We start from the raw sequence: 17474 nt of genomic DNA, 5'->3' as shown, positions 1-17474 counted from the left end.
TGTGGCAGGGAAAAATAGGGCTGAGAGTTTACAGACAGACCATTTAACGGCCTACGGCATAGAGAGTAGGACTTATTAGCTTAGGCGGTTTTATAGGGTTTCGACAACCGTTTTATAACCCATCATTGCCGGATTCTGTTGCTTCTGGGCGCTTTACTTAAACCAGATCCAAATCTGTAACGGCCCCCAGGCTGCTGGAGGACACGAGCTTGGCATATTTCGCTAGTACTCCGCGTTGATAGCGAGGTGTTGGAGGTTGCCATTGGGCCCGCCGTTGCGCCAATTCTTCCTCCGATACGTGCAAATGCAGCAGGCGCTGATCGGCATCGATTGTAATCAAGTCTCCTTCGTGCACGAGGGCGATCGTCCCACCCACAAACGCTTCTGGGGCCACATGTCCTACCACCATGCCATAAGTCCCGCCAGAGAAGCGCCCATCGGTAATCAGTCCCACTGAATCGCCCAAGCCCGTGCCAATAATGGCCGACGTGGGAGCCAACATTTCCCGCATTCCGGGGCCGCCCTTGGGTCCTTCATAGCGAATCACCAGCACATCGCCTGCATGAATTTCGTTCGCTAGGATCGCACTCAAGCACGCTTCTTCTGATTCAAACACCCGTGCCGGGCCAGTGATGTGGCGCTTTTTAATTCCGGTTAGCTTTGCCACCGAACCTTCTTCGGCTAGGTTGCCCCGCAGAATGCCCAAATGCCCTTGGGGATACATGGGATTATTCCAGGGACGAATCACATCTTGATTAGCAGGCGGTTCATCAGGCACAGCAGAAAGTAGCTCGGCGATCGGTTGTCCGGTAATGGTGAGGGCATCACCGTGCAACAATCCATGCGTCAGCAGCATTTTCATCACCTGGGGAATGCCACCGGCTTGGTGTAGATCAGTTGCCACATATTGTCCAGAGGGTTTCAGGTTACACAAAACCGGCACGCGGGCGCGAATCATTTCAAAATCATCCAGCGTCAGGGGAACGCCGATCGTCGAGGCGATCGCCAGCAGATGCAGGACGGCATTTGTTGAACCACCCACCGCCATAATCACCGAAATCGCATTCTCGAAGGCTTGACGGGTCAAAATATCTCGCGGCAGAATTTGTTGACGGATGGCATTCACCAGCACTTCACCAGACTTGGCTGCACTAATCGCTTTCTCTTCATCCTCTGCTGCCATGGTCGAGGAATACATCAAACTCATGCCCATCGCTTCAAACGCCGATGACATTGTATTAGCGGTGTACATCCCGCCGCACGATCCTGCCCCTGGGCAGGCACGCCGCTCGACTTCGGTGAGAGTTGCCTGATCAATTTTGCCGGCGCTGTATTGCCCCACTGCTTCAAAGGCGCTGACAACTGTCAAATCTGTGCCGTTGTAGTGTCCAGGCTTGATGGTGCCGCCATAGACAAAAATTGCAGGAATATTCAGCCGCGCCATGGCAATCATCGCACCGGGCATGTTTTTATCGCAGCCGCCGATCGCCAGCACCCCATCCATGCTTTGTCCGTTGCACACGGTTTCGATCGAATCAGCAATCACATCTCGCGACACCAACGAGTATTTCATTCCCTCAGTTCCCATGGAAATGCCATCGCTGATTGTGATTGTGCCAAACAGTTGCGGCATTCCACCAGCGGCCCGAATGCTGGCTTCTGCCCGTTTTGCCAATCCATCAATCCCCATGTTGCAGGGGGTGATGGTACTGAAACCATTGGCAATACCGACGATCGGCTTAGTGAAATCCTCATCTTGAAACCCTACCGCTCGCAGCATGGCCCGATTAGGGGTTCGCTGCACTCCTTGAGTCACAACCTGACTTCTGCGATTTTCCGACATCTCGCCCTTTCCTAAGACTGACTCTGAATTTTAGAGCATGGCCAGAACAAGTGAACCTAGCAATTTCCAATGGGTTTGCATCGATGATCCACAACGATTGTCAATCCGATCGCTTTTGATAGATCCGGGCGTTCAAGCACAAAAGCATCTTAATGAGATTAAATAGCATTTAGATAACTGGATGCATGATCGATCGAAGATGACGACTTTGGCACAAAACCATTCCACAGGAAATAACCTGCTGACATTGAATCAAACAGACCTCCAAATTCTGCTTGACCAGGCACATCAACAAGGTGAATGCATCTATCAACACATGGATCAAGAGCAGCGGATCAATCTTCCCAGTGCATTGGGGGAAGGATGTGGGCGCGACATTACGCTACGGCACGGGTTAACCATCCATATCCGCAATGCTAGGCTTTGGCAGGATATTGCGGTTGAACAGCAGCACGAACCAACCTTTCCACTGACAGCAAAGTTTTACCTATCAGGGTCTTCGCGCATGAAAACACAGCGAGTGCCTGGAATTGAACCAGATTATGAAGAAACCGCTGGCTGTCATTACTTGTATCATTTGCCAAACCTGACTGAGGTGGAAGAGTGGCGAGCTCACATTCCCATTCAAGTCGTTATGGTGTACGCGCACAACGATTTTTTCCGCAGCTTCAGTCCCACCCAAACCTTACCGCCCTCATTGCAAAAGCTGATGAAAGGCTCCGGGCAGTTCCATCAATCTCTGGGTAAGGTTTCTCCAACAATGATGCAGGTGCTTCGGCAAATTATTCACTGTCCCTATCAGGGGTTGACGCAGCAGCTTTATCTAGAGAGTAAAGCGTTAGAGTTGATTGCTCTTCAGTTTGCCTGCTTAGATGCCTCCCCTCCGTCAACTAATTCAGTGACACTTCAACCAGATGACCTAGAGCGCCTGCATTATGCTAGGGATTTCCTCATTGCCCATGCAACCAATCCACCCTCTCTGGTGGAATTGGCGCGTCAAGCGGGGCTAAACGATCGCAAATTGAAACAAGGGTTTCGTCAAGTCTTTGGAACAACAGTGTTTGGATGCTTACAAGATTATCGAATGCAACAGGCACGACATCTGCTGCAACAGCCGCATCTAACGATTGCCCAGGTTGCTGCAACTGTAGGATACCGCAATCCAGAAGCCTTTAGCACCGCCTTTCGTCGCAAATTTGCCATGAGTCCTAAAGCGTATCAACTGCAACACTGCCGCTCCACTCGATCGGGTTTCTGAATAGAAAGTTATACCAATTTAAATTGAGAACGTGGCAGATCGGGTAAGGGCGAATCGCGAATCGCCCTTACGAGCGGTTCATCTGTCGCAGAGATGGCTTAAAGCGGTATTAGCTTTAGAAAGTCCGTTTTGCAAAGGAAAAAGTCCGTTTCACAAAGAAACAAGCGTCCTTACCCTCCTATTATCCCTGTTGTGTTTTTGCAAAAACTTCTTAAGAAGCAGCAATCATAACAGTGAATTGCTGAGATCAGTGCACGGTAGGAGATGGATGTGAAACGGTTGATAGGTTGGATAACAGAAACGGTATGTCCTTTGCTAGTGACTTGGATGATGCTATTAAGTGCAACAGCGATCGCTGCCGAGCATCGATCCACGGAACTGGAAGAGTCATCGACTAAAGAGGCGGCAACTCTGTTTGACCTCCCGCTCGTGGGACAAGGGCAGGAGGACTTAGTTCCCGACTCAATTCCAGACTTAATTCCAGAACTAGATTCCTCGATTGTACAAATTACCGACATTCAGTTGAACGTGACACCAGAAGGGCTAACGTTACGACTGCAAACAACGGACGAATTGCCCCCTCCCACAACGACGATCGTCGGCAATGCAGCGATTGCAGATCTAGACAATGCTACATTAAACCTACCCGATCGAGACGAAGTTTCTGTTGCCAGTCCGGTAGAGGGAATTGCCCTGATTAGTGTCTCCCCACTCCCCAACAACCGAGTGCGCATCGCCATTACCGGAACCAGTGCCCCCCCAGCAGTCAATTTGGAGGTTGATTCTACCGGATTACAGCTGAGTGCAATTCCAGGCACAGAAACAGCAGAAGACGCCACCGACGGCATTCAGATTATTGTGACTGGCGACCAGGCAGAAACCGATTACTTTGTTCCAGAGGCCAGCACTGCCACCCGCACCAATACATCGATTTTGGATACACCTGCCTCGGTTCAGGTGATTCCATCGCAAATTTTAGAAGATCAACAAATTCTCCGGGTCGATGATGCGTTGCAGAACGTTAGCGGCGTTGTGGGGAGTCTTGATCCATTCGGCGGCTCGGCTTTGACGCTGCGTGGGTTCACAGCCGATAGCTTTACAGCGGGTCCAATCCTACGGGATGGTTTTCGCGTATACGACAACCTGGGTTTCCAGGAAACAGCCAATTTAGAGCAAATTGAGGTTTTGCGGGGCCCTGCTTCGGTGCTGTATGGGCAAGGTGCGCCTGGCGGCATTATTAATTTAGTCACGAAACAACCCCTGTTTGAGGCATTCTACGACTTGCAGTTTCAGGCAGGCAGCTTTGGATTAGTTCGCCCTAGCGTTGATTTGTCTGGGCCCCTAACCGATGATCCTTCTCTCCGCTATCGCCTCAACGCCGCCTATCAGCGAGAAGAGGGGTTTCGGAACTTTGACACCGACGTGGAACGTTTTTTTATTGCTCCTGTGGTTAGTTGGGATATTACCGATCGCACCACCTTGTCGCTTCTGGTGGAATATTTAGATGATCAAAGCCCATTTGATTTAGGATTAGTTGCCATTGGCGATGGCGTTGTCGATGTTCCTTTCGATCGCATTACTACGGAACCCGACGATCGTCGTCACACCCGCTCTCTCAGTGTTGGCTATAACCTAGATCATCAGTTCAGCGATGCGTGGCGTCTACAAAATGCCCTGCGATACGTGCATCAGGACTATCACGTTGAGGTATTTTTACCATTTATCATCGATGACACCACAGGCACCATTACCCGGTTTCCTGCCGAGCGACGATACTATTCAGATGATTTCTCAGTACAAACCAGCTTCACAGGCAACTTTACCACTGGACCAATCGAGCACACTTTATTAGCTGGCGTTGATTTGAACTGGAATCGATTTGATGAAGCCTTCACAAGAGTTGCACTTGCCAATCCTTCACCATTGGACATCTTCAACCCTACCTATGGGCTTGTCCCGCGACCCAACTTTGACGAGGTTGAACCACTCGTTCCTTTCGACACCGAATATGACCGAGTAGGGGTATTCTTCCAAGATCAACTGTCGATCGGTAATCATGTGATTCTGGTCGGTAGTTTGCGCTATGACAGCGTGAATTTTCGCAATACCGAGGAAGGGACAGGACAGTCTAACAGTGCTTGGAGTCCTCGCATCGGTCTGATTTATCAACCACTCGACACCATTTCGCTGTATGCCAGCTATGCCCAATCATTTACGCCCAATTTGGTTCAGGGAATTGACGGCGATTTTCTAGACCCAGAATCGGCTGAAGGATTTGAGATTGGACTTAAAACCGAACTATTGTCTAATCGATTGTTGTTGACCCTCGCTTATTTTGATATCACCAAACAGAACGTAGCAACGGTTGTTGATCCACTGACCGGAGCTTCAGCCGCCACTGGAGAACAACGTAGCCAAGGAATTGAGCTAGACGTCAGTGGAGAAATCCTACCTGGATGGAATGTCATTGGCTTCTATGCCTATACCGATGCCAGAGTTACTGAAGATAATGTCATTCCTGTTGGTAATCGTTTGTTTAATGCGCCTTATCACAGTGCTGGGTTATGGACAACCTATCAGATTCAAGCTGGGGATTTTGAAGGGTTAGGATTTGGTATCGGTGTCAACTATGTGGGCGATCGAGCCGGTGATTTAGCCAATAGTTTTGAAGTAGACGATTATTTTCTCACCAACGCCGCTATTTTCTATGTGCGCGATCGGTGGAGAATTGGACTAAACATTAACAATTTGTTTGACGTGAACTATATTCGCAGCGTGTCAAATAGTCGTCGCAATGGCATCGTGCCAGGATCACCGCTATCTATTGTTGGTTCAATCTCGGTGCAGTTTTAGAACCAGTTTTGAAAGAGGAAAGGATAAATTCATGAATGCATTTAGGCGTTGTTCACAATTTTCTCTAATTTTCTTTTCTGCACTGATTATGTTGTCTTGTACAAGACAAATGCGATCGACTTCTGAGCAATCATCAACAAACCAGAGTGCTACTTGTCGTACGATCGTTCATCAAATGGGTAAGACTGAAGTTTGTGGTCAACCACAGAACATAATAGCGTTGGGGCCCTACGTGCTAGAACTATTACTGAGCTTGGGGGAACAACCAGCCGGATTTGCCGATCACATCTCACTGCATCAAGGAGATTACAATAACCCAACCGCACAAATTCCCTACCTTGGCGCTCGCATTACCACCCAACCTGTGAATGTAGGTTTGGCTTACAGTCCTGCGTTTGAGTCGTTGTTGAGAGTGCAACCCGATTTAATTCTGGCCACTGAACTAAATGCCGCTCAGTATCAACAATTGAGTGATGTTGCTCCAACGCTAGTCTTGAAAAATTTTGATCCTCAAGCCAATCTACGCACAGTAGCCATGGCAATCGATCGATCAGAGCAAGCCGAACAACTGATTGCCACCACTGAGCAATCCTTTGCCGCTGCTAAGCAATCGTTCGCGCCGATCGTCGCCGCCCATCCTCGGGTTTTAGCTTTGACTTCGTCCGATGCACAAGAGTTTTATCTCGCCACAGCCTTCAACAGTCAGTGTGGAGCCGCGATCGAAAAACTGGGATTTCAGCTAGTTTACCCACCCGGCTTAAGTGAGTCCGACTTGCGCGTTCCTGCCCCCGTTTCGTTAGAAATCTTGCCACAACTGATGAACGAAGCCGATTTCATTCTTCTTCTAGGATTTAACTGGAATCTTCCCAATCAACTTGACACTTCAGAGCAGTTTCAGCAATCTCAACTCAATCCTCTTAAACAACGGTGGCAAGAGAATCCGATCGCCCAATCTTCAGAGGCGGCCCAATCGGGACGGGTTTATTTTATTCCCGCTTATCTGTGCTTGGGGTTGCCAGGCGCGATCGGTACAGATCTCTATCTCAATGAACTTAAACAGCAACTACTTTCCTCTCCATAGGTTATGACTAAAGTGCCGAGAAAGTGGATACATTCCCACCTCCCCGGCAACCCATCAAAATCGATTCAACAGATTCTTTCTAAAAACGGTGACTGACAGCTTAGCGAACCAGCAGCTATCGGCTAAACGTCTTGCTCACTTAAATCACGAGTCATGTAATCAAACGGTTGATCAATAAAGGAACTATCAATAATTCCGGCTGCTTCAATTTGATCCTTGACAATGCCCTTCATGATTTGAATGCCAACCACCGTAGGACCAATCGGCACACCCAAGGAATTATAAGTTTCGCGTAAGCCTTGTAACACTCGCTCGTCCAAGACATCCATGCTGCCTGCCACCAGCGCATAACTGGCATAGCGGAGGTAATAGTCCATATCGCGCAGACATGCTGCATAGCGACGAGTGGTATAGGCATTGCCGCCAGGACGAATCAACTCTGGAATCTCTTCAAACAACTGAGAGCCTGCCTGCTTCACGATCGTCGCTGCATTGGCATTAATGATAGCGGCTGCCTGTACCCGTGCTGTCCCAGAAGCGAAATAGGATTTGAGGGTATCCAGGGCATCTCGATCGAGATATCGGCCTGTGCTGTCGTAGTTTCTAATTAAACTGGTCACCGCATCCCGCATGAAATCTAGTCTCCCAAACGTTTCTATCAGTAGTTTGTTTGCTATTTCGCCATCCAGTTTATCACGCAGGGTTTGACAGAATTTGACCCAAACTCGCTTGAAAGTGGCTTCTAATTGTTAAGTTTCATATCGTCCACCTCTGACTGCCACTCGATCAGCCAAGTCAATAAGTTTGAGAACCTCACTGGAAACTTGACAAACTTGGCCAGCTTGGCCAAATTACTGCTGCGATTCAGAGCAGACGACGGTCGCCATCGGCCGATGCTGTGTCTCCTTGCTAGATTGAGATCGTATCAATCGTAACACAATCTGCTCAAGCAGCAGAAAAATCGATCGTAAAACTTGACACCCAAGCTGAGTCAGCAGGTCGATTGGTGCTCGCGCTTCGTGCTTTTTCCCGACGCTTCTCCACAATCCAAAGAAATAACTAAGTCTGGCTCGATTTTAGGTTCTCGTCACTAGAGTAGAAGCTAGAGTGCTTACTCACAGCCATGCTTGCATTTGTTAAACTTATGTATACAAAGTATCTAAACTGTGAAGTAATTTAGGCTACAGAAAATCTCAGCCAAGGTTCCACATTTTGTTCAAAGTCTGTCCAAAGCCTGGTGCAAAAGTCGTTCATAGTCGTTACAAGAGGGCATAGCTGATGGCTGATTCCAGCATGCATCCAACTGTCTTTAATTCCAATTCCTCGTCTGGTTCCACTGCAATCGCTGCTTCAACTGCTTCTTCGGCTCAAACACTTGTTCGGCGGTTAGTTTGGAAAATTGCTCTTGCCACCTTTATTTTGATGGCGATCGGTAGTGCCACACGGGTCATGAATGCCGGATTAGCCTGTCCGGACTGGCCGCTCTGTTATGGCACACTGTTTCCCAGTCAGCAAATGAACTTACAAGTGTTTCTAGAGTGGTTTCATCGCCTAGATGCTGCCCTAATTGGGTTGATGACAATCGCATTGGTTATTCTATGTTGGTGGCGGCGGCGAGAGCTTCCAGCTTGGACCCCTTGGGTAGCGTTACTGGCGCTAGGGCTGATTGTTTTCCAAGGGGTGCTGGGTGGCTTAACCGTCACTGAACTGCTGCGGTTTGACATCGTGACAGCCCATCTGGGAACTGCTCTGCTGTTTTTCTCAACCTTGCTGGTCATGGGCGTACTGTTGTTGCCCTACAAAGCTACAGGGACCGCCGCAAAATTGCCATGGATTGGCGCTGTGGCCATAGGGCTGATTTATCTACAAAGTCTTTCGGGTGCTTTAGTTGGGTCACGATGGGCGCTGCATCAGTGTTTGTTTGGCTCTCAGCTTTGTAGTGTTATGAATGTGCACCTATTTGGCGTTGTTCCAGCCAGCCTGGCCACGTTACTCGTAGTCGTTTGGGCGTGGCGCACTCCAGCGTTGAGTATGGCATTGCGGCAACTGGCTAAAACGGCTGGCTTGCTGCTGCTGCTGCAAGTAATTTTGGGCGTTTCCACATTCCGCCTTCATTTGCAAGTGGAATTGCTGACCGTAGCTCACCAAGCAGTTGGAGCCGCCCTACTAGGCACGTTGCTTTGCTTCACTGTTTTAGCCTGGCGCGATCGTCGTTTAGCTCCGATTGTGACTGGTGTTGTCTAGCACTGGCTCCAATCATGCGGTGTCCCTTTCGCGCTGATTCTGTGCAAGCTACACCTCTACAACAACCTACATTTCCTATAGGAACTCTTTGTAATGCAAGAAACGCTGTCTCCTACAACCCGTCACCATCAGAATTTTTGGCAGGTGATCCAGAGCTACTTGCAACTCACCAAGCCTCGTATTATTTTGCTGCTGTTGATTACAACCGCTGGCAGCATGTGGATTGCGGCTGAAGGACAAGTAGATCCGGTACTCCTGCTAATTACTTTGTTAGGTGGAGCGTTGGCAGCCGCTTCTGCAAACACCATCAACTGCCTTTACGATCGAGACATTGATTACGACATGGAGCGGACTCGCCATCGACCGTTGCCGTCAGGACGCATTCACCCCCGCGATGCCCTGATTTTTGCAGTTACATTGGCGATCGTCTCGTTTACCCTGTTGACTGTGTTTGCCAACCTGCTCAGTGCGTGTTTGGCTATGTCTGGCATTGTGGCCTATGTTCTGGTGTACACTCATTGGCTGAAGCGGCATAGTACTCAAAATATTGTCATTGGGGGTGCGGCTGGGGCCATTCCACCGTTGGTTGGTTGGGCGGCTGTCACCGGCGAGTTAAGCTGGGCGGCTTGGGTGTTTTTCGCCATTGTTTTTCTATGGACCCCTCCCCACTTCTGGGCATTAGCGATGATGATTCGCCAAGACTATGCTAAGGTGGGCGTCCCCATGCTGCCTGTTGTGTCTGGACAAGTAACCACTGCTAAACAAATTTGGATCTACACGCTGCTGATGCTGCCTGCTACGTTGCTGTTAGTTTATCCGTTGCACGTGATGGGATTGTTCTACACCCTGTCGTCGTTGCTGTTGGGTGGCATCTTCCTTTCTAAAGCTTGGGCCCTGCTAGAAAATCCCTTAGATCAAGTGGCAGCACGATCGCTGTTTAAGTATTCCATCCTCTATATGATGTTGCTGTCGGCCGGAATGGCTGTCGATAGCTTGCCCATTACCCATCAACTCATGAGTAGCCTCAGCAATGGTTTGAATCACGCTATCAGCTATCTGGCGATCAGCTAATGGGCTTGAGTATTGGCTTTGTTTGCCATCCTGACTTATTAACCCGGCAACTGTTGTCACAACATCTGCCCTCACCCTCAATCCCTCGCCCTCTAGGAGAGGGACTTCCGATCCGGCTCCGCTTCTCCTTTTCTGGGAGCAGGGGCTGGGGGATGAGGGGGTTCGGAAGGCAAGATCAAAATTATTGCCACAAATATTGCTGGGTTAATATCTGGTTGACCTAACTAGACAGCACGTGATGCCCCAGCTACACCTTAAACCCGATCTCAACTTAGGGCTTAGCACCATGCTAGGTCCTTCAAACTCTTTAAAATAGAAAGAAATTCCCATTCTTGGCACGAAGAAATACACATGACTCCTGCCGTTCTCATTGAAAAACTCCAGAAACGCTATGGCACTGTTGAAGCCGTAAAAGACGTTTCGCTGCAAGTGGAACCCGGAGAAATTTTTGGCTTACTAGGTCCCAACGGAGCCGGAAAAACCACAACCTTGCGCTGCCTGTGCACGTTGACAAAACCTGATGCAGGCACGATCGCCGTTTCTGGCATTTCGGTATTAGACAATCCCAAACTAGCGCGGCAAAAGTTAGGCTATGTGGCCCAAGAAGTAGCACTCGACAAAGTCTTGACCGGGCGCGAACTGCTGCAACTGCAAGCCGCTATTTACCATATTCCTCGATCAATCTCTAACGATCGCATCCGCAATGCCATTGAGCTATTGGGGTTACAAGACTGGGCTGACAAACGCACAGGCACCTATTCTGGTGGTTTGAAGAAGCGGCTAGATCTGGCCGCCGGACTATTGCACCAACCAGATGTGCTGGTGTTAGACGAACCCACCGTCGGACTGGACATTGAAAGCCGAGTGGTGGTCTGGGATTTTCTGCGCCAATTGCGCGCCAACGGCACGACGGTCTTAATCACCAGCCATTATCTTGAAGAAGTCGATGCCCTGGCCGATCGCGTTGCCATTATTGATAAAGGAGTTGTTATTGCCTCTGGCACACCCTCAGAATTGAAAGATCGAGTGGGCGGCGATCGGGTAACGCTGCGCATTCGCGAATTTACTCCTCCTGATGAAGCCGAATCAGCCAAATCCATGTTGCAGACAATGCCGTTTGTGCAAGAAGTCATCATCAATGCAGCTCAGGGCAATTCGCTAAACCTAGTGGTAACACCGCAAAGCGACGCTCTAATTACCATTCAGCAGGCCCTCAAAGAAGCCGGACTGCCCACATTTGGTATTTCTCAATCCCGTCCTAGTTTAGATGATGTGTACTTGGCTGCCACCGGACAAACCTTAATGGATGCAGAACTGGCGGCAGCGGGTACACGCGATCCGAAAGCAGAGCGTAAACAAAGTATGCGACAGAAGTAGAAGCGATCGACGTAGGAAGTCTGTGGCGGGTGGAGGCGGTGAATTATCGGCGTAATTTTGTTTTGTAACAGCTAGTATCTAAACAATCCAGTTCCCTGCACTTGATATCCGGTGGGTTCTAGGATGGCGGCAGCGGCTTGTTTACCAGAGATTGTGGCTCCTTCCATGCTGTCAATGTAGTCTTGGGCCGTATAGCTGCCAGCTAAGAAAAAATTGGCGATCGGGGTTTTTTGCGGTGGACGGTATGGCTCCATGCCGGGGTTTTCGCGATACAGCGATTGCGCCAGTTTGACGACGTTAAACCAGGTCATGTTCAGTTCCCGTGACGAGGGGAAGAGATCGTGAATCTGCTTGAGGGCATGTTGGGCGATCTCCTCGTTACTCATGCGGATAAACGGGTCACCGGGCGTCAACACTACCTGCATTAGCGATCCCTGTCCCTCGCGGTAATAATCTCTGGGGCTACTAAGGGCCAGATCGGCAAAGCAAGAGAAGTCAGCATCAGCGCTGTAGAGCAAATTATCAATACCAGCCGCGTGATGCACCTGTTTCCGTCGATCGGCATCGTTCATTTCCGTCACCCAACCGTCGAAGCGCAGTTGCACCGTCACCACGGGAACGGCCTCTAACTTGTAGATATTGTCAAACTGCTGCCATTTGCGCCATTCGGTTGGCAACAACCGTTGAATGCCCGGCACATCGCACGCCGCTAGATACACATCGGCTGTGATCGTTTCTTCTGCGTCCCCGTTGGCAATGACCAATCCCGTTACTTTGGTTTGCCCATTCTCCTCAAACAAAATTCGGCGAGTTTGGCGACGGGTATGGATCTTCGCTCCACGTTCCTGAATGTATTTCAGAATCGGTTTGTGCAAATATTCATCCGGCGATCCCGCTAATAGGTTCAGCCGCGAGGCTTCGGTTTTGGTGGCAAACATCAAAAAGATTGTCAGCATACACCGAGCCGAAATCTCTTCAGTATCAATGAAGCCAAGCGCCAGGGCAATTGGGTTCCACATGCGCTTAAGGCTATTTTGAGAGCCACCGTGACGGCGAAACCACTCGGCAAAGCTGATTCGATCGAGCGATCGAATCCACTTCATCGACAAATCGTAATTCACTAAACCGGGGACGATCGGACTTGTGCCCAGCGCCAGGGCATTTTGCAGCTTGTCCACCAGCGTCAGTTGCTCGGTGGTAAAAAACGCCTTCAGCCCGTGAAAGGGGGCACCTAACAAAAAGCGAAAATCCAGCTTACCAATGTCGCCGCCGCGATTGATGAAGGTATGCACATGCTCTTTGGGCAACAAGTTCTCGAATGCACCCACGCGCTGCATCAAAGCAAACAGATTGTAGTAGTTATTGAAGAAAACGTGCAGCCCCATTTCAATATGGTTGCCGTCTGCATCGACCCAACTGCCTACTTTGCCACCGACAAACGATCGGGCTTCAAAGATTTCCACCTCATGTCCGGCATCCGCTAATTCAACCGCCGCCGCCAAACCCGCTAAACCCGCACCAACGATCGCAACTCGCATTCCTGTCCTTTCCTGAATCCTTGCTTTACATAGTTTAAAGGAAGGAGGTGGGAAGTATGGCGGGTGCGGCTAGAATTTTGGAATTTCAGCCAGGCAAAAAGATATCCCTTTGGGCATAGAGACGGGGTCAGGCAGCGCTGTATCTTTGGGGGTGAAAGACACGCAGGGGCAGCAGTGGAATGGCACGGGAAGCGATCGAGCCAACTCAAATTTTAGTCCTGGAAAATGCTGCAATGCGGCTGACAATTCGCCCAGATTTGGGGGGACGCCTTGACCAACTCGAAGACTTGCAAATTGGGCATTCCTGGCTCTGGCATCCCTCCAACTATACCCCCGATGCGACGCGATCGCTGCCCATTGGAGCTTCGTTTGATGAGGAATGGACGGGGGGATGGGACGAAGTGTTTCCTAATGATGCGGCGGGCGCGTTCCAGGGACGGAACTTGGTCGATCACGGCGAGTTGTGGTCGCAACGGTGGCAGATTTTGCAATGCTTGCCGTTCAGCATCACGCTGGGCTACCAATGTCAGACAGTGCCCGTGCGGGTGGAGAAGACGATTCAGCTTGATCCCAGTTGCCCAGAAGCAAAGCTCATCTATGGGTTTGAGAATCAGTCGGAAGAGGAAATCCCGTTTCTGTTTAAGCACCATGCGGCGATCGCCATTGAAGCAGGAGACGAAATTCTCTTGCCCGATTGTTGGGTCGAGCCAGCGTTCCCAGAATTCAGCAAGCTGATTGGTCAACCGGGAAAAACTCGCTTTCCCCAGGCGATTGGGACAAATGGAGAGGCGATCGATCTTCGCAGAATTCCACCTCCCTCGTCGCAGCTTCAGGAGTTTTACTATAGTTTCGATCTGGCCAGCGGCTTTTGCGGCATTCGCAACCAACGCACCCAATCTTCGCTGATGATGACGTTCGATCCGGCTGAGTTTCCCTTTGTCTGGATGTTTCAAAGCTATGGCGGCTGGCGCAATCACTATGTCGTCGTCGTAGAACCCTGCACTACGATGCCGTTTGATTTGGAAGAGGCAGTCCGTCGCCAAACGATCGCCATTTTACCCCCCCAAGAGAAACAACGCCGCAGACTGACGCTGCAATTACAGCATTAAAGCTGCACTAAGTTTGGATAATAGGCAATCAACTCATCGTGGCTAAGGCTGTCGCCAGCGGCTTGTGGTGTCCAAATTAGTTCGTAGACGAGCAAGTTTTCTGGGGCAATGCTTCCCAAGCGCTGAAGGGCGGCGCGTAGTTCGTGGGTGGAATGAATCTGCCCCAACAGGGGGCGATCGTCAGTTGTGCCCACCAGTAGCGTCACCACAATATAAGCGGCTGGATCGGCATCGTCAGCACTTGAAAAAGCTTGCCGTCGCACCGTTCCCTGCACATTCACCAGCGTTTCAACGCTATATTTGCTGCGTGCTTCGATCGATTGTTGCTCAAATAAACGGCTGGCAGCCTCTCGCGGTAAGGTTTGGGAATTGGACAGGGCATGAGTCCAATACTGGGGCGATCGCAGCAGAGCTAACACCGTTTCCCGCAGTAGTTCAGTCAGTCCGGTTTGGGTGCTGAGGTCAGCATTGGCCGTGAGTCGGGTCAAGTCTTGTTGCAGGTCTCGCGCTTGCGCCAAAAGACCAATCTGCAATTGGGTCACTGTGACGCGATCGGACTGGTCGCTACTGGAAGCCGTTGAGGCCGATCGCAGAAAATTGATGACGATCGGTAACACAATCAACCCAAGTACCAGCAGCACCAGCAAAAATTCAATGTCACCTCCTCCGGTATCACCAATCGGAACCGAGTAGCCGGGACTGGGAATATAGGTCGGGTAGGGAGCCGGAACAATCACTGGCCCTGGAAAAGGATCGCCGTAGTACGGCCTGGAGTAGGGACGGCTGGGCACACCATAACCGCCGGAATAGCCGGGCGATCGAGGAGCCGGAGAGGTGGGGGCTGGGCGATCCAAGGTTCCACCGCGTGCACGTCCACCTGTAATGCTGGATTCTGTCAGATTGCGATCGCTCAACAAGGATTCTGGCTGAGCCGAGTACACCTCACTGGACGCTGATGGCCTTGGGTGCAACAACTGATAAAACCGCATACTGCTAACGGCAATGAAAAGAACGGCAATTAGCCCCAAAATCCGCAGTTTCCCGTTACCTAGCATGGACTTCCTTCCTGCGTCTACGCCTAGCTGTTATTCACAGCTTAGTACGAACGGTAGCTTAGGGTAAATCCGTGCTGCCCATCAGGTAGCGATCGCACTCGCGGGCGGCCTCTCGTCCTTCGTTGAAAGCCCAGACTACAAGGCTTTGTCCCCGCCGACAGTCCCCAGCCGCGAACACACCGGGAATACTGGTGGTGTACTGGCCATAATCGGCTTTGACGTTACTACGGGCATCGCGCTCCAATCCCAGCGCATCCAGCAACGGCTGTTCTGGCCCCAGGAATCCCATCGCCAGCAGCACCAGTTGCGCCGGAATCACCTTCTCTGTACCGGGAATGGGTTGAGGGGTAAATTGGCCCTTCTCATTCTTCTGCCACTCAATCTGCACTGTATGTACAGCCTGTACCTGTCCGTTCTCATCGCCTTCAAACTTCGTCGCTGTCGTGAGATATACACGGGGATCGCCACCGAACTTGGCTGCCGCTTCCTCTTGCCCATAGTCCAGCTTGTACACCTTGGGCCATTCTGGCCAAGGATTGTTGGCAGCACGTTCCAGGGGAGGCTGCGGCATAATCTCCAACTGCATCAGACTGTTGCAGCCATGGCGAATCGAGGTTCCTACGCAGTCAGTTCCGGTGTCGCCTCCACCGATGATCACCACATCTTTGCCTGTGGCTGAGATGAAATCAGGGCCTTGCTGTTGATCTAAAATCGCCTTGGTATTGGCGGTAAGAAAATCCATTGCAAAGTGAATGCCCTTTAGATTGCGACCTTCGATCGGCAAATCACGGGGTCGAGTTGCTCCAGTACACAGCACCACTGCATCGAATTCGCGCATCAGGTTCTCGGCGGGAAAGTCTTTTCCCACTTCCGTATTGCACAGAAACTTGATGCCTTCTTCCTCCAGGATTTTCAGGCGGCGCATCACCACCTGTTCTTTGTCCAGCTTCATGTTGGGAATACCATACATCAGCAGCCCGCCCGGTCGATCGGCCCGTTCAAACACCGTTACCGAATGCCCAGCCATATTCAGTTGCGCGGCAGCACACAATCCAGCCGGGCCCGATCCGACAATTGCCACTTTTTTGCCCGTGCGCTTTGTAGGCGGATGGGCTGTAATCCAGCCTTCGTCCCAGCCTTTCTCCGCGATCGAATACTCAATATTCTTAATTGTCACAGGCGGGTTGTTGATGCCCAAGACACAAGAGCCTTCGCAAGGAGCCGGACAGACGCGCCCGGTGAACTCTGGAAAGTTATTGGTTTTGTGCAGGCGATCGAGCGCTTCCTGCCACAGCCCACGATAAACCAGATCATTCCATTCTGGAATCAGGTTATTGATCGGACACCCGCTGGCCATGCCGCTAATCAGCGTTCCCGTATGACAAAACGGAATGCCACAATCCATACAGCGTGCGCCTTGAGTTCGCAATCGTTCTTCCGGCATCGGCAAGTGAAACTCATCCCAGTTGCGAATGCGATCGATCGGGGCGACTTCAGAGGGGAGTTCGCGGAGAAATTCGATGAAGCCAGTTGGTTTTCCCATAGTGGTAAGTGGTAATCGGTAGTGGGTAATCGGTGATGGGTATGTTAAGGGAGGAAGTTAAGAGTGGGGTTTGGTAATCGGTGATGGGTAATGGGTAGAGAGACACGACCAGATTTTGAGAATTTGGAGGTTTATCGGTTAGCGGAGAATCTTGCAAATCAGATTTGGCAACTAGTCAAGCATTGGGATCTCTTTTCAAAGGAAACGATCGGAAAACAAATTGTGCGATCGGCGGATAGTATTTGTGCCAACATTGCAGAGGGACGGGGACGTTACTATTTTAAAGACCATCAGCGTTACATCAGAATTGCAAGAGGTTCTCTGTACGAGACAGTGAGTTGGTTGAGGTTGGCCTATGCGCGACACTTACTAACTCAAGAGCAATCCAGTCAACTCAAACCTGTACTTGATCAACTACTGCCTAAGTTGAATGCGTATCTGAAATCGTTGGAGCGGTGATTGGTAAAGGGTGATTGGTAATCGGTAATTGCTGATTGGCGAT

General features: G+C 50.5%; 13 protein-coding genes. 8 read left to right on the top strand and 5 right to left on the bottom strand.

The features are described 5' to 3' along the window. Positions 1 to 157: 157 nt before the first annotated feature. Entirely contained in the window at positions 158 to 1843 is a 1686-nt protein-coding gene (gene ilvD, locus OXH18_RS09400) for a dihydroxy-acid dehydratase (protein ID WP_268612351.1), read from the bottom strand. A 199-nt stretch (positions 1844 to 2042) separates the two neighbouring features. Between ilvD and OXH18_RS09395 the strand changes: the two genes are divergently transcribed. From OXH18_RS09395 to OXH18_RS09385, 3 genes are all read left to right on the top strand, one after another. Then, entirely contained in the window at positions 2043 to 3101 is a 1059-nt protein-coding gene (locus tag OXH18_RS09395) for a helix-turn-helix domain-containing protein (protein WP_268612348.1), read from the top strand. 270 nt (positions 3102 to 3371) lie between these two features. Then, entirely contained in the window at positions 3372 to 5954 is a 2583-nt protein-coding gene (locus OXH18_RS09390) for a TonB-dependent siderophore receptor (protein ID WP_268612345.1), read from the top strand. Positions 5955 to 6063: 109 nt separating this feature from the next. Next, positions 6064 to 7035, top strand: coding sequence for an ABC transporter substrate-binding protein (locus OXH18_RS09385; RefSeq protein WP_268612343.1), 972 nt, complete (start codon positions 6064 to 6066; stop codon positions 7033 to 7035). Between the two features lie 122 nt (positions 7036 to 7157). On the opposite strand, the gene apcB is transcribed toward OXH18_RS09385, so the two are convergent. Beyond that, entirely contained in the window at positions 7158 to 7667 is a 510-nt protein-coding gene (gene apcB, locus OXH18_RS09380; RefSeq protein ID WP_268612341.1) for an allophycocyanin subunit beta, read from the bottom strand. Positions 7668 to 8313: 646 nt separating this feature from the next. Between apcB and OXH18_RS09375 the strand changes: the two genes are divergently transcribed. The 3 genes from OXH18_RS09375 (at position 8314) to OXH18_RS09365 (ending at position 11727) form a co-directional block, all read left to right on the top strand. Then, complete coding sequence (locus OXH18_RS09375) at positions 8314 to 9279, top strand: COX15/CtaA family protein (protein ID WP_268612339.1); 966 nt, start codon at positions 8314 to 8316, stop codon at positions 9277 to 9279. A gap of 93 nt (positions 9280 to 9372) precedes the next feature. After that, positions 9373 to 10350 carry a heme o synthase gene (locus tag OXH18_RS09370; protein ID WP_268612337.1) on the top strand — a complete coding sequence of 326 codons (978 nt, stop codon included), beginning with the start codon at positions 9373 to 9375 and terminating at the stop codon, positions 10348 to 10350. A gap of 351 nt (positions 10351 to 10701) precedes the next feature. Beyond that, on the top strand, positions 10702 to 11727 hold the full coding sequence (locus tag OXH18_RS09365) for an ABC transporter ATP-binding protein (protein WP_268612335.1): 1026 nt from the start codon (positions 10702 to 10704) through the stop codon (positions 11725 to 11727). Positions 11728 to 11798: 71 nt separating this feature from the next. Here OXH18_RS09365 and zds read toward each other — a convergent pair whose 3' ends face one another. Next, positions 11799 to 13265 carry a 9,9'-di-cis-zeta-carotene desaturase gene (gene zds / locus OXH18_RS09360; RefSeq protein WP_268612333.1) on the bottom strand — a complete coding sequence of 489 codons (1467 nt, stop codon included), beginning with the start codon at positions 13263 to 13265 and terminating at the stop codon, positions 11799 to 11801. A gap of 179 nt (positions 13266 to 13444) precedes the next feature. Here zds and OXH18_RS09355 point away from each other — a divergent pair, with 179 nt between their 5' ends. Then, positions 13445 to 14374: a DUF4432 family protein gene (locus OXH18_RS09355; protein WP_268612332.1), complete on the top strand. Its 930-nt coding sequence runs from the start codon at positions 13445 to 13447 to the stop codon at positions 14372 to 14374. Here the strand turns inward: OXH18_RS09355 and OXH18_RS09350 are convergent. Further along, entirely contained in the window at positions 14371 to 15429 is a 1059-nt protein-coding gene (locus OXH18_RS09350) for a DUF1517 domain-containing protein (RefSeq protein ID WP_268612329.1), read from the bottom strand. The two genes, OXH18_RS09355 and OXH18_RS09350, sit on opposite strands and share 4 nt — an antisense overlap. A 58-nt stretch (positions 15430 to 15487) precedes the next feature. Then, a complete protein-coding gene (gene gltD, locus OXH18_RS09345; protein ID WP_268612328.1) occupies positions 15488 to 16972 on the bottom strand; it encodes a glutamate synthase small subunit in 1485 nt (494 codons plus the stop codon). Positions 16973 to 17062: 90 nt separating this feature from the next. Here gltD and OXH18_RS09340 point away from each other — a divergent pair, with 90 nt between their 5' ends. After that, positions 17063 to 17431, top strand: a complete 369-nt coding sequence (locus tag OXH18_RS09340; protein ID WP_268612326.1) for a four helix bundle protein — start codon at positions 17063 to 17065, stop codon at positions 17429 to 17431. The last annotated feature ends 43 nt before the right edge of the window (positions 17432 to 17474 follow it).

The sequence above is a fragment of the Thermocoleostomius sinensis A174 genome, from assembly GCF_026802175.1.
GTDB classification, from domain to species: Bacteria; Cyanobacteriota; Cyanobacteriia; order Elainellales; family Elainellaceae; genus Thermocoleostomius; species Thermocoleostomius sinensis.
Note: the sequence above shows the minus strand (reverse complement) of the source record. Positions and strands in the feature narration are given on the sequence as shown.

Bases quoted from the DNA above. Each gene is read 5' to 3' on its own strand.
- OXH18_RS09395 (WP_268612348.1), top strand. From the start codon at position 2,043: ATGACGACTTTGGCACAAAACCATTCCACAGGAAATAACCTGCTGACA.
- OXH18_RS09350 (WP_268612329.1), bottom strand. From the start codon at position 15,429: ATGCTAGGTAACGGGAAACTGCGGATTTTGGGGCTAATTGCCGTTCTT.
- OXH18_RS09370 (WP_268612337.1), top strand. From the start codon at position 9,373: ATGCAAGAAACGCTGTCTCCTACAACCCGTCACCATCAGAATTTTTGG.
- OXH18_RS09385 (WP_268612343.1), top strand. From the start codon at position 6,064: ATGCGATCGACTTCTGAGCAATCATCAACAAACCAGAGTGCTACTTGT.
- OXH18_RS09355 (WP_268612332.1), top strand. From the start codon at position 13,445: ATGGCACGGGAAGCGATCGAGCCAACTCAAATTTTAGTCCTGGAAAAT.
- zds (WP_268612333.1), bottom strand. From the start codon at position 13,265: ATGCGAGTTGCGATCGTTGGTGCGGGTTTAGCGGGTTTGGCGGCGGCG.
- OXH18_RS09375 (WP_268612339.1), top strand. From the start codon at position 8,314: ATGGCTGATTCCAGCATGCATCCAACTGTCTTTAATTCCAATTCCTCG.
- gltD (WP_268612328.1), bottom strand. From the start codon at position 16,972: ATGGGAAAACCAACTGGCTTCATCGAATTTCTCCGCGAACTCCCCTCT.
- ilvD (WP_268612351.1), bottom strand. From the start codon at position 1,843: ATGTCGGAAAATCGCAGAAGTCAGGTTGTGACTCAAGGAGTGCAGCGA.
- OXH18_RS09365 (WP_268612335.1), top strand. From the start codon at position 10,702: ATGACTCCTGCCGTTCTCATTGAAAAACTCCAGAAACGCTATGGCACT.
- apcB (WP_268612341.1), bottom strand. From the start codon at position 7,667: ATGCGGGATGCGGTGACCAGTTTAATTAGAAACTACGACAGCACAGGC.
- OXH18_RS09340 (WP_268612326.1), top strand. From the start codon at position 17,063: ATGGGTAGAGAGACACGACCAGATTTTGAGAATTTGGAGGTTTATCGG.